At 69.2% G+C, this 12564-nt stretch carries 8 protein-coding genes; 2 read left to right on the top strand and 6 right to left on the bottom strand.

The annotated features are described in order from the left end of the window. Nucleotides 1-187: 187 nt before the first annotated feature. Nucleotides 188-823, top strand: coding sequence for a TetR/AcrR family transcriptional regulator (locus ACGF5O_RS46870; protein ID WP_393816074.1), 636 nt, complete (start codon nt 188-190; stop codon nt 821-823). A gap of 216 nt (nt 824-1039) precedes the next feature. On the opposite strand, the gene ACGF5O_RS46865 is transcribed toward ACGF5O_RS46870, so the two are convergent. From ACGF5O_RS46865 to ACGF5O_RS46840, 6 genes are all read right to left on the bottom strand, one after another. Beyond that, on the bottom strand, nt 1040-1780 hold the full coding sequence (locus tag ACGF5O_RS46865) for a family 43 glycosylhydrolase (protein WP_393816073.1): 741 nt from the start codon (nt 1778-1780) through the stop codon (nt 1040-1042). 18 nt (nt 1781-1798) lie between these two features. Next, nucleotides 1799-2119 (bottom strand): hypothetical protein, encoded by a 321-nt coding sequence (locus ACGF5O_RS46860; RefSeq protein ID WP_393816072.1) that lies wholly within the window; start codon nt 2117-2119, stop codon nt 1799-1801. A 46-nt stretch (nt 2120-2165) separates the two neighbouring features. Further along, complete coding sequence (locus ACGF5O_RS46855) at nt 2166-4274, bottom strand: hypothetical protein (RefSeq protein ID WP_393816071.1); 2109 nt, start codon at nt 4272-4274, stop codon at nt 2166-2168. 43 nt (nt 4275-4317) lie between these two features. Next, nucleotides 4318-6783 carry a glycoside hydrolase family 2 TIM barrel-domain containing protein gene (locus tag ACGF5O_RS46850; protein WP_393816070.1) on the bottom strand — a complete coding sequence of 822 codons (2466 nt, stop codon included), beginning with the start codon at nt 6781-6783 and terminating at the stop codon, nt 4318-4320. 81 nt (nt 6784-6864) lie between these two features. Continuing rightward, the gene (locus ACGF5O_RS46845) at nt 6865-8322 is read right to left on the bottom strand and encodes an MFS transporter (protein WP_393816069.1); all 1458 of its coding nucleotides are present in this window, start codon (nt 8320-8322) and stop codon (nt 6865-6867) included. Between the two features lie 260 nt (nt 8323-8582). Continuing rightward, nucleotides 8583-9563, bottom strand: a complete 981-nt coding sequence (locus ACGF5O_RS46840; RefSeq protein ID WP_393816068.1) for a LacI family DNA-binding transcriptional regulator — start codon at nt 9561-9563, stop codon at nt 8583-8585. 736 nt (nt 9564-10299) lie between these two features. Between ACGF5O_RS46840 and ACGF5O_RS46835 the strand changes: the two genes are divergently transcribed. Next, complete coding sequence (locus ACGF5O_RS46835) at nt 10300-12516, top strand: MMPL family transporter (RefSeq protein ID WP_393816067.1); 2217 nt, start codon at nt 10300-10302, stop codon at nt 12514-12516. The last annotated feature ends 48 nt before the right edge of the window (nt 12517-12564 follow it).

The following is a 12564-nucleotide window of genomic DNA, read 5'->3' as shown; positions in this document are numbered from 1 at the left end:
CTGCGCCGCATCCAACGACGCACCGACCTCATCGAGGGTTGCCTCGCCGAAACCGGCCTCTCGCTCAACACGACAACTCAACGGAAAGGTCAGTAACACCTGCGGTTCGGCCGGTCATGGACGGCTACAGTGGCCGAATGCCTCTGCTCCGTACCTTCACCGAAACGCATCGTCCACAGGCGACGCCATGAGCGGCACGCGCCCGGCCGGAGCTGAGGGTTCGAATACCCGTACGGCCCTGCTCGACGCGACCGTGCAACTGATGCTGGAGCAGGGGTACGCCTCAGTGAGCACGCGCAAGGTCGCCGCGAAGGCGGAAGCCAATCCGGCGCTCGTCTACTACTACTTCCACACGATGGACGAGTTGTTCCTGGCCGTGTTCCGGCGCGGCGCCGAGGCGAACCTCAGGCGTCTGGAGCAGGCCGCGGCGGCGGACAATCCGCTGCGCGCGCTGTGGGAGGTCGCCAGCGAACCCCACGACGTCGCGCTGACCATGGAGTTCATCGCCCTCGCGAACCACCGCGAGGCCGTCCGGACCGAACTCGTCGCATACTCGCGCAGGTTCCGGCGGATAGAGAACGTGGCGCTCGCGAGCGCCGTGCGTACCCGAGGCGCGGACGCCGGCCGGCTGTCCCCGGCCGCCCTCAGCGTCCTACTGGGCGGCCTGTCCCGCATCTTGGCCATCGACGGTGTGCTCGGCATCACCGACGGACACGACGAGGTCCTCGCACTCGTCGAGGAGTACCTGCAAGGCTTCGAAGGGTTCCCGCCAGTCGGTGACCATGTCCCTCCTCACCGACCTGCCGAGCCGCCGCCCGCCTGATCCGCTGGCGCCTGAGCGCAGGCACAGCACCACCACTACCAACTCGCTCTGCTCTGTCTGGACGGAGCACTGGCGACGGCAGCTGCCATGGAGACCGTCGTGGTTCAGTACATCCGCCGCTTCGGGGCGGCGCGATACACGGTGACTCCGCCGGCTCGGTGGTCTTCCCGAAGGCGCCGACCACACAGTGGTGCGTGAGAGCGGAGAGGGACTGCGTCAGTCCCAGTCCTCGATCCGCCACTCGTCGTGCCAGTCCACGAAGGTCATGTCACCGTCGAAGCGCAGAGGCAGCCACCCGTAGTCCGCGATCGAGGCGTCGGGGTCGAGCAGTTCCCGGGGGAAGGAGGCGGGGATGTCGGCGGTGGGCTCCGGCGCTCCGGAGAAGCGCCTCTCTATTCCTTCCTGGACGCGCTGGTTCAGTTCGGGAGCCAGTCCGGGCAGCCACCGGTCGGCGAGGGCTATGTACAGATCCTTCTTGTGGGGATGTTTGAACACCTGGCTGATCTGGGAGCGGTGGGAGGTGCCGAACGCGTCGTCGGGATACGGGTCGCCCAGTACGGTCCAGGGGCCGTGGTATGAATGGGCCACGGCCACCTCTGAGCGGTTGGGGAAGTAGCCCGAGGTGCCCGACGTGATCAGGTAGTGCAGTCCGCCCCGGGTGAAGTAGGCGGGGGCCTCGCGGACGTACGGCGGGTGCGGGTGCGGGAAGTGCGTCGAGTAGTGACCGGTGACGTCCGTGTGGTCGTCGGTCAGATCGGCGCAGATCAGCTCGCTGTGGATGCGTTCGAAGTAGTAGTACGCCTTGCCGTCGGCCGGGTGGACGGCAAGGTCGAAGTCTCCGGCGTTCATCCCGAGAGGGCGCAGCCCGGTGCGTACGACGCGGTAGGGGCCGAGGAAGTCGTCGGCCAGCAGGACTGTGCTCTCCTGCGTGTGCCCCTCGCCAGTGATCTCGCCCATGATCTTGAGCCAACACACCTACCGCTTCGTCGCCGCGTTGTGGATGATGTGCGGCCGGTCCACCTGCTTGGCGGGGTGAAGCGGGGAGCCGGGGTCGTCCGGTCGGGGCGGGATGATCAGCCCCTTGTCCTCCCAGTTGTAGAGGTCGGTGGAGGCGTAGCAGCGGATGCCCCAGTGCCGGATGCCGCTGCCTGGCTTGGTGTTCTCCTTGTTCTCGCCGTACCAGTAGAAGGTGCCGTCGATGTGGGTGATCGACCCGTCATGCGCCTGGATGCGGTTGCCGGACGTGTCGTACCAGGGCTGCCCCGGGCGTATCGACGAGTGAGGTGCTGCGCTCATGAGGGGTTCCTGTTCGGAGGGTGGGCGGTGACCAAACGAGCTGTCGTCAGGGCCAGGGAGTGAAGCCTTCGTGCTCTACGGACCAGCCGTCGGCCGGGAAACCGGGGCTGTCGGTGCCGTCTCCCTCCCAGCCGGCTGCCATGAGGGAGACGGCCGAGAGCAGGGCGCCGTTGGAGGGCAGGTAGACGGGCAGGAGGCTGCCGATCTGCGGCGTGTGGCCGGTGGGAAGGTAGCTGTTCTTCGGGGTTTCCATGAGCAGTGCGTCCACCGCGATGTCGGGTCGGCCGACGCGGGTGGCGGTCATCGCCATGACCGGGAAGTCCCAGCCCCAGGCACTGCCCCAGTCCCAGTTGTCCTGGATGTCCTGGAGAGTCAAGGCCATGATGCGGGGGTCGACGAGCGGGGTGGCCGGGAGGAAGCCGAGGGCGCACAGCAGGGCGGGGTGGTCGTCACGGCGCAGATAGGGCTCGGTGGCGATGGCCGTGTACAGGCCCGCAAGCTGGTGCGGGGCGACCAGACCGTCCTGGATCCGCTGCCACTGCTTGTCGCGTTCACGGCCGGCGCGCTCACGCCACCGCTGGGCGATCTCCAACCCCCACCACCAGTAGGCCAGTTCGAAGGTGGGGTCCTCGGTGGTGGTCGCGTCGTAGAACTCCTGAGCGGGGACCAGGGGGGCCGGCAGGTGGTAGGCGCCGTCGCGCTCCTCCACGAAGGAAGCCATGAACGAGGCAGTCTCCTCGACGAGTTCGGCGAAGCGCGCCACCAACTGCCGGTGCTCACCCGCCGGGCGGCTGCGGTGCAGCAGTTCGAGGAGGTACAGGGGGTGGGGCTGCTGCCAGACGAGAAACACCCCGATGTCCGAGGGGCTCTCCTGGCCGTCGGGGCCTGTCTGTTTGGGCCAGCGTGCTCCTTCGTAGTGCTGGCGGCGGGCGGTGGCACGGGCCTCGGGGAGGATGGACAGGTACCAGTCGAGGCTGCGTTCGAGCAGTTCCGGGCGTCCCCAGGTGGCGAAGTGGGCGGCGTGCCACCAGTGCATCTCCAGGTGGGACTTGCCGTGCCAGGAGTTGGTGATCAGTCCGGTCTCCTGCGGCGGGTGGGTGCCGGAGCAGTTGACTGCCGTGAGGTACTGCGAGAGCACGACTCGCCGCTCCAGCTCGGCGGCCCGGGGATCGGTGCTGCCGGTGAAGTCGATGGCCGCGCCGGAGTTCCAGAATTCCCGCCAGCCCGCGGTCGCGGCGTTCTGGACGGAGGTGAAGGTGGTCCGGTCGTCGAGGACCGGCGTGGCGGCGGGGGAGTAGGCGGCGACGACCTCCAGGGTGCTGGTGGTCGTGGTCAGGAGGAACTCGTGTGGTCCCGCGCCCCGTTGGACGCTGGCGCCGGAGCAGTGCAGGCGCAGGGTGTAGGTGGTGTCGTCGAGGGTGCGGTGGAAGCTCCAGCCCTGCTTGCCGTCGTCTTCCAGTGCGGTCCGGTGGCGCTCGGGTGAGGCCCAGTCGCTGGTCTGGAAGAAGCTGTCGCTCGCGTAGGGGAAGCGGATCACGATTCCGGCGAGGCCACTGGTGAGCAGCGAGGACTCGATGCGGAAGGCGATGCGGGCGTGCTCGGGATCGGCGACGGTGGTGACCTTCACCCCGTGGCCGGCATAGCTGAACCGGCTGCTGATGGTTCCGGTCCACAGATCGAGGCTCTGCCGCGTTTCTGCCAGTGCTTCGGGGGTGGCCTCGGGCTCGGAATCGAGGGACGGGCGCAGCAGGAGTCCGATACGGCCCAGGTCGAGTCGCTGCGGGTTGGCGCTCAGCCAGGCTCCGGCCCGCATCTCCTCCGGCAGGTCGCCGCCCAGCATGGCGGCGAGGCCGAACCTGTCCGGGTAACTCACCTTCCCTCGGGACGTGTCGTACTCGGACATGGCGTCCGCGAGGGTGTAGCCCTCGGGATGGGGCATGGCGTGCCAGCTCCAGGTGGTCATCGTCGCGGTGTTCACCGCCAGGCGGTGTTCCGCCATCGCGGCATCCTGGTCGTGGTAAGCGGGGAACGACTGCATGCCGGTGATGTCGGCGGTGTAGGCGAAGTCGCCGTTGCCCACCGTGAGGACGTGGGACGGGTCGGGCCGGTCGATCTCGACGGTGTGGCGGCGGACGAGGGATTTACGGTCGATCATGGCCATCGTTCCTGGTAGGGGGCGCTCTGCGACTGTGCGGGGGCTATTCGGCCGTGACGACGACGTCCACCGGATCGCATCCCGGCGCGGTCGCCGTCAGCAGGATCCTTCCGGCAGAGGTGGGGCGCAGGACGGCCAGCGCGCGGCCCTCGTACGTACGGCGTTCCGTGGTGTCGAACCGTTCCTCGGTCGACGGGTCGGCGCTGCCGAACCCGATCAGTTCCCCGGCTCCGGACACCTCGACGCTCACCGGGCGGTCGGCGGCGGTGTGGCAGGTGCCGGCCGCGTCGGTCAGGGTCAGGGTGATGTAGGCCAGGTCGCCGCCCGTCGTCCGGACGACCTGGCGATCGGCCTCGGCTGCCAGCCGGACGGGACCGTTGGCCCACCGCAGGCCGGTGCGGCCGGTCTCGACGCCGTCCCGGTAGGCTACTGCGACCAGTTCTCCGGGCACGTAGACGATCTCGAACTCGGTGCGGAATCGGTGCTCGGCGCCCACCGGCCGCCGCCCGAAGGAGTTTCCGTTGCCGATGAGTTCGACCTCGTCGGCGGCGCTGTAGACCTCGACCGTGATGGGCTTGCCCTCCCAGCCGGGCCAGGTCCAGCTCGCGATGGAGTCGCTCCAGGCCCAGGGGCTGCCGACGGAGGTCCGACCGTGGGTCTCTGGGCGCTGGACGGCGATGTAGGGGGCGGTGCGCAGGCCGAAGACGATCTCGCGGTAGTAGGAGGCAGGGCGCCGGTGGCCGGTGATGTCGATGTCGCCGCAGCCCGCGAGGAGGTGGGGGAAGGGAGCGGTGTGGACGGCCTGGGGTCGTTCGGGGGTCGCGTACTGGGGGCGGCCGATGCCGACCTCGCCGAGGTAGTCCCAGCCGGTCCAGGTGAAGTCGCCGATGACGTGGCTGTGCTGCTCCACGAGCTGCCAGTTGCAGTCGATGCGGGTGGGGAAGGTCTCGGTGCCCAGGATGATCCGGTTCGGGAAGAGCTCCCGGTCGAGGGCGTAGCGGCTGTCCGCGTAGTTCATGCCGGCGATGTCGAGCACGCTGAACGACTCGGCGGTGCGCCGGGTGACCAGGTCGGAGGCGCTGACGGCGTTCAGCATGTCGCTCGCGTCGGCCATCTTGGAGTTGATGCCTGTGCCGCTCTCGGCCTGCTCCTGCTCCTGCTCCTGTTTCTGCTTCTGGCGCAGGGCGGCGAGGTCGGACATGACGGCCAGGAAGCCGTTGACGGCGTTGGTGACGTAACGGCCGCTGTCGAGTGAGCGGATCTTCTCGGCGAGCCTGCGTCCCCACGCGGCGCCGAAGGGCGAGCCCGTCTCGGGGATCTCGTTGCCGATCGAGTACATGATGACGCTGGGGTGGTTGTAGTCCTTGGCGACCATCGCCTCCAGGTCGCGTTCCCACCACTCGGGAAAGTGCAGGCTGTAGTCGAAACCGCTCTTGGCGGATGTCCACACGTCGAAGGCCTCGTCGACCACGAGCATGCCGTTCCGGTCGCAGGCGTCCAGCATGGCCTTGCTCATCGGCTGATGGGAGTTGCGGACGGCGTTGAAGCCGGCTTCCTTGAGGAGCTCCACCCGTCGTTCCTCGGCGCGGGCGTAAGTGGCTGCGCCGAGAGGGCCGTTGTCGTGGTGGACGCACGCACCCCGCAACTTGACGCCGCGCCCGTTGATCCGCAGGCCCCGTTCGGGGTCGAGTCGCAGCGAGCGGATCCCGAAGTCCGTGCCGTCGCTGTCCACCAGCTCGTCGGCGTCGTGCAGGGTGACCCGGCAGCCGTACAGATGCGGACTGTCGACGTCCCACAGGCGTACCTCGCGCAGGTAGAGGCGCGAGCGGACGATCGACTCCTCGCCGGGCAGCACGGTGACCTTGGTGGTGTCGGCCGCCACGACATCTTCGGTGGCGTCACGGACGTCGACGGCGAGGTCGAGGGTGCGCGGGGCGATCGAGTCGTTGCGTAGCCGGGTCACGACCTCGACCACTGCCCGGTCGTCCTCGACGTCAAGTGTGGTGACTCGGATTCCGTCCGGGACGATGCGCGCCGAGTCGCCGGTGAGCATCCAGGTGTCCCGGTAGATGCCGGCCCCGCTGTACCAGCGGGAGTCCTGGTGGGCGCGTGCATCGACGCGAATCTCGTTGTCCTGGCCGTAGCGCAGGTAGGGGTCGGCGTCGATGTGGAAGTGGGAGTAGCCGTAGGGGCGCTGGCCGGCGTAGTCGCCGTTGATGTGGACGGTGGCGTCGCGGTACACGCCCTCGAACTCGAACAGGACGCGCTTGCCGCGCAGTTCCTCCGGTACGAAGAACGTCTTGCGGTACTCGAAGACGCCGCCGGGGAAGTAGGCGCCCGCGCCGCCCTCCATGGTCACGTCGCCCTCTGGTGGTAGGCGGTCCTGGCCGATCATCGCGTCGTGCGGCAGAGTGACGGACTGGAACGGGGCGACGGGGCCGGACAGTTCGGCGAAGGGATTCACCTTGCGCCGGGTCTGCCAGCCGTCGTTGAAGGAGGTACGGATCATTTCCTGCCTTGTCTGTCGTGCGCGGCCGGCCCTGGCGGGTGAGCAGGCCGTACTCGGAAACCGGGTCGAGAGGAGGAAGGCTCAGGCCGCCTGGCCTGCCTCCACGGTGTCGATGCGGCGTGCCTTCGGGATCGTGGCCACCAGCAGGGCACCCAGGGCGCACGCTCCGGCGATGAGCAGGAACCCGTTCGTGAACCCGTTGTCCAGGTAGAACTGCGTGCCCTTCATGACCGTGCCGTCCTGGGCCAACACGGTGAACACCAGCTGGCTGACGATTACCTGGATCACGCTCTGGATCAGCCACTGGGAGCCGTTGGCCAGGGCCTGTTCCTCGGGTGCCACCGACTGGATGACCATGATCGGCAGCACGGAGACGACGAGCCCCATGCCCGGGCCGGCGACCAGGCCCATCAGCACGAAGTGCCATATTTCTGTGTGGAGTTGAGTGGCGACGGCGAAACCGGCGGTGGTCAGGACGCCACCGGTGGCGAACAGGACCCGCGTGTCGAAGCGTCCGGCGAGCTTTCCGGCGAAGACCGCCACCACGATCACCAGAACACTGATCGGAGACGAGACCACCGCGCTCTTGGTGACCGACCAGCCCAGTCCGTCGGACACCGTCGGGATGTGCGGCATGAGGGTGAGGAGCATGGTGACGGTGCCCACCGCGTATGTGGCGCCTGCGCCCACCGATGTGGCCAGGAAGACGCTCCACACCCGGCGCCGTCTGATCAGCGACAGCGGGAGCAGGGGGTCGGCGACGCGGGACTCGAACGGAAGGAACAGGAGCACCGCGAGCGCGCCCAGGCCGATCCAGGCCAGGGTCCTGACGCTCGTCCAGCCCCAGTGCGAACCCTCACCGATGCCGTAGACGATGGCGCTGAGACCCCCACCGAGCAGCAGCCCCCCGATCCAGTCCATCCGGCGTGCCGCCTCCCGTACCGGGCTCTCGGGGACACAGAGCAACTGGAGCAGCAGGCACACCGCGGTGGAGGCGACGAGGAACCACAGTGCGCCCCGGAACCCGTGGTCGTCGATCAGCCAGGCCGACAGGAACGGGCCGCCCAGTCCTACCAGGCCGGTGCTGGCTGCCATCACCCCGCTGGCCGTACCGACCAGTCGGCGCGGGAAGACGTCGCGGGCCATGGCGTAGGCGATGAACACGGTGGCCCCGTAGGCGCCGGCGATGACGCGTCCGGCGAGCAGTGTCGAATAACCGGTGGCGAGGGCCGCGATCACGTCGCCGAGCAGGCCGATGACCGTGGCGATGACCATGACGCGCTTCTTGCCGTACATGGCCGCGGCCTTCATGGCGAACGGCGTCAGGAACGTACCCAGGAGCGCGCCCCCGAGGGTGAACCACGCGACCTGCGTGGTGTGGAAGTGGATCGCCACCTCGGCTTGGGAGTTGCCTGAGAGGAGACCCGCGATGGGGTTGAGCGCGACGGTCCACAGCAGGGCCAGGAGCGCCGGCAGATGCCGCGAGGAGAGCCTGGTCTCGTCGGTTTGCGCGGCCGGGAGGGTCTCGGTCGGTGACATGGGTCGCCTTTCGGATGGAACGGGCGGAACGGGCGGTGATCTGGCAGGCAAGGTTCTGAAACGATTCAGTCGGGAGCGTGTGGGGGGTGTGGGGTGCGGCCGGGTCGGCTGGTGGACGGCGTCGCGGCGCCCGGGTTTTGGGTGTCCCGCGTTACTGATGCGCGTCAGTGAAGCGCGTCAGTAGGAAACAGCGACGATGCCCCGACAGCAAGACGTGTCGCGATAACGAATTGATAACTCGCGGGGGTGGCCGGCGGGGCTCAGGAGGAGAGGCGCTCGACCAGACGCAGGCCGGCTCCGGGGCCCGGCAGGGGTGCGATCCGGCCAGCGAGACCGGCCACCACGGCTTCGGCCCGGTGCCTGCCGGCTTCCTGGAGGTCGAAGTGGACCGTCGAGAGCGGGGGAGCCGCGAAGCGCGCCATGGGGATGTCATCCGCGCCGATGACGGCGAGATCGTCCGGAGCGGTCAGCTCCAGGTGCCGCATGGCGGCAAGCAGCGCGATGGCGTGCTCGTCGTTGAACGCGCACACGCCGGTGATTCCCTCGTCCGTCCACTGCCTGATCACGTGGACCAGGGCGGTGATCTCGAGGGCGGCGGCGCCGAGGGCGAGGGGCGGTGCGATGCCCGCGTCCGCGCAGGCACCGGTCGCCCCCTGCAACCGTTCCTCGCCCATCTGAAGGAACCGCTCGGGCGAAGGCAGCAGATATCCGATCCCGCGGTGGCCGCGGCCGATCAGGTGCTCCGCCTGCATGCGGCCCAGGGGTGGCATGGCGGCGAGATGGGTGTCGGTCGGGGGAAGGACAACGCTTACGCCGAGCCGGTGCAGGGCCTGGACGGTGGCCTTGTCGAACCCCTCGAAACCCAGAACCGCTGACGCGCCCACGGTGGCGCACACGTCTTGCAGGGTCCTGCCGCGGGGGGTCATCAGGTGGGTCACCAACGTCAGGCCGTGTTCGGCGAGGGAAGCGGCGAGTTCCTCCACGAAGCGGCTGATGCTCGGGCCGATGGGCAGGTCGGGAATGGAGAGCAGCACGATGTCGCTACGGCCGGCCGCCAGCGCTCGGGCGGAGGCGTGGGGCCGGTATTGCAGGCGCTCGGCGGCGTCCAGGACACGTCGGCGCGTCTCTTCGGGGATGGCCTGCCCAGGCCTGTTGTTGAGCACGTAGCTGACGGTGGTGCGCGAAACGCCGGCCGCCTGGGCGACGTCGGCGCTCGTGCTCCGCTTCGCGGGACGCTTCATGACCCTCTGATCGTCCGTGCCGTCAGCGCGGCAGAGTCCGCGGTTCCATCGGTCGCGCCCTGCCCCGCCACCTGCCGCGGGCGTCGGCAGGCACCCCGATGATACGCGTCCCGTCGGTCGGTCACTGACGCGCGTCAGTCCTAGGGGTGGCGGCTGTCCTCCGCCGTTGGTCGGCGGGGCGACGCCGTCGTCCGCCGGTACGGCTGCGTTTCGTCGGACATCGCGGAGATCTCGCCCAGGGCGCTGCCGTCAACCCGGCATGGGACCCTCTCCGGCATGTCCTGGGCCGCCCGCGGTACCGGCCTCGCCGGGTCGGGCGCTCTGCTCGCCGAGGGGAGGGGCGCGGTCGACTCCTGGGAGGGCCGGGCTGACGACCGGATGCGTGACCCACTCGCCGAAGGCGGCCCTCCGGCATCACCTCCTGGGCGACGGCTCCGCGGTGAGGCGTCGTACGGGCGCCTCCGTGATGGCTCCCGCCGGTCTGGACCAGGTCGGCTCCAGCGGTCGTCCTGGCCGCCCCACCAGGTGCAGGCGCGGCGGCCGAGGTCGATCGGGGGGCGTCCGTCCCGGCGTCATACCCACGCAGTACTTCGCACTCCTCCTTGAGAAGGACAAGAGAGCCTCGGCTGGTGCAGCGCCACCAGACGGCATTGCCAGCAGGCGCACGATGCCTGGGCACACTCTCGCACGCCAGGCTGGCCGTACACCCGAACCCAGACCTGGAGATCCGTTTCCTGTGGCTACCTTGCTCTATCGGATAGGCCGGACCGCCTTCCAACGACGCTGGCTTGTGGCGCTGTTGTGGGCTGTGATCCTCGGAGCCGTCGGTCTCGGCGCCGCCAAGGCTCCCGCCGCCTCCGACGACGGCACGTCCTTCATGCCCGGCATCGAGGCACAGAAGGCGTTCGACCTGATCGGAGAGCGCTTCCCCGGCTCGGACGCCAATGGCGCGAACGCGCGGATCGTGTTCGTCGCGCCCGACGGGGAGAAGGTGACCGCGTCCGACAACCGCAGCGCCATCGACACGCTCGTGAGGAAGGCCGCCGACGAACCGCAGGTCGCCGGTGTTGTGAACCCCTTCACGGCGGCCGCGGTGAGCAAGGACGGCTCCACCGCCTACGCCACCGTGAACTACAAGGTGAAGGCCGACGACCTCACGGACGCCGACAAGGCCGCTCTGGAGAAGGCCATCGACAAGGTCCGTGACGCCGGCCTGACGGTCGAGGTCGGAGGCACCGCACTCGCCGAGCAGCCCGCGGCGGGCGGCTCCTCCGAGGCCATCGGCATCGCTCTCGCGGCCGTCGTCCTGCTGATCACCTTCGGATCCCTCGCGGCGGCCGGTCTGCCGCTGCTCACCGCCGTCATCGGCGTCGGAATCAGCATGGCGTCCATCATGGCCCTCGGCAGTGCCTTCGGCCTGTCTCTGACCACCGGGACGCTCGCCACGATGCTGGGCCTCGCGGTCGGCATCGACTACGCCCTCTTCGTGGTCTCCCGCTACCGGGAGGAACGGGCCAACGGCCACACTCCGCACGACGCGACGGGCCTCGCCGTCGGCACGGCCGGCTCCGCCGTGGTCTTCGCGGGTCTCACCGTCGTCATCGCGCTGGCCGGCCTGTCGGTGATCGGTGTTCCGATGCTGACGAAGATGGGCCTGTGCGCCGCGGGCGCCGTGGTCGTCGCCGTCCTGATCGCCCTCACCCTGGTCCCCGCCCTGCTCGGTATGTGGCCGAACGCCGTACTCCCCCGTCGGATGCGCAAGAACGGCCGCGCGGCTCAGCCCGCAGACAACGGCGGCACCCGGTGGGCGCGGTTCGTTCTGCGACGTCCACTGACCGTGCTGCTGGTGTGCGTCGCGGGCCTGGGAGCCCTGGCCCTGCCCGCCACGCAACTGGAGATGGGCATGCCGGGAGCGGAGTCCAAACCTGTCTCGTCGACGGAACGACGCGCCTACGACGCGCTGGCGGATGGCTTCGGCGCGGGCTTCAACGGTCCCCTGACGATCGTGGCGGATGTCAGGGGAGCAGCGGATCCCAAGGCGGCGGCGACCGAGATCGCGAAGGAGATAGGCGCCACCCGCGGGGTCGTATCCGTCTCCCCGGCTCAGTTCAACCAGGCCGGCGACACCGCGCTCTTCTCGGCGGTGCCCGCCACCGGCCCCAACGACGAGCACACCAAGGACCTCGTGCAGACCATCCGTGCGGAGCGCGCGGTTCTGGAGCGCGGGACGGGGGCGACCTTCGAGGTCACCGGCAGCACCGCGATGAACATCGACATCGCGCAGGCACTGCAGGACGCGCTCGTTCCCTATCTGACCGTCATCGTCGTCCTGGCGTTGCTCCTGCTGCTCGTGGTCTTCCGTTCGGTGCTCGTGCCCGTCAAGGCGGCCTTCGGGTTCCTGCTGTCGGTGCTGGCCGCCCTCGGCTCGGTCGTGGCGGTCTTCCAGTGGGGCTGGGGCGCAGGACTGCTGGGCGTGGAGCAGACCGGTCCGATCATGAGCCTGATGCCGATCTTCCTGGTCGGCATCGTCTTCGGCCTGGCGATGGACTACGAGGTGTTCCTGGTGGCCCGGATGCGGGAGGCCTTTGTGCACGGGGACCGGGCTCCCCAGGCGGTGGTCACCGGGTTCCGGCACAGTGCCCGGGTGGTCGTCGCCGCCGCGGTGATCATGATCGCGGTGTTCTCCGGGTTCATCGGCTCCGGCGAGTCGATGATCAAGACCATCGGTTTCGGTCTGGCCGTCGCCGTGCTGTTCGACGCCTTCGTCGTCCGCATGGCGCTCGTGCCGGCGGTGCTGGCCCTGCTGGGCGACCGGGCGTGGTGGCTGCCCGGGTGGCTCGACCGGCTGCTGCCCCACGTCGACGTCGAGGGCGCCGGGCTCACCACACCACCGGTGCACGGCAACGGATCGGCGGGCAGCGAGCCCGCGCGGCAGGAATCCGCCCGCGTCTGATGTGATCCGCACTTGTGGGCCGTGGCGCCGCACACAACGGCGCCGCGG

This window comes from Streptomyces sp. NPDC048291, from assembly GCF_043201715.1.
GTDB lineage: Bacteria > Actinomycetota > Actinomycetes > Streptomycetales > Streptomycetaceae > Streptomyces.
Note: the sequence above shows the minus strand (reverse complement) of the source record. Positions and strands in the feature narration are given on the sequence as shown.

Bases quoted from the DNA above. Each gene is read 5' to 3' on its own strand.
- ACGF5O_RS46870 (WP_393816074.1), top strand. From the start codon at position 188: ATGAGCGGCACGCGCCCGGCCGGAGCTGAGGGTTCGAATACCCGTACG.
- ACGF5O_RS46865 (WP_393816073.1), bottom strand. From the start codon at position 1,780: ATGGGCGAGATCACTGGCGAGGGGCACACGCAGGAGAGCACAGTCCTG.
- ACGF5O_RS46860 (WP_393816072.1), bottom strand. From the start codon at position 2,119: ATGAGCGCAGCACCTCACTCGTCGATACGCCCGGGGCAGCCCTGGTAC.
- ACGF5O_RS46855 (WP_393816071.1), bottom strand. From the start codon at position 4,274: ATGATCGACCGTAAATCCCTCGTCCGCCGCCACACCGTCGAGATCGAC.
- ACGF5O_RS46850 (WP_393816070.1), bottom strand. From the start codon at position 6,783: ATGATCCGTACCTCCTTCAACGACGGCTGGCAGACCCGGCGCAAGGTG.
- ACGF5O_RS46845 (WP_393816069.1), bottom strand. From the start codon at position 8,322: ATGTCACCGACCGAGACCCTCCCGGCCGCGCAAACCGACGAGACCAGG.
- ACGF5O_RS46840 (WP_393816068.1), bottom strand. From the start codon at position 9,563: ATGAAGCGTCCCGCGAAGCGGAGCACGAGCGCCGACGTCGCCCAGGCG.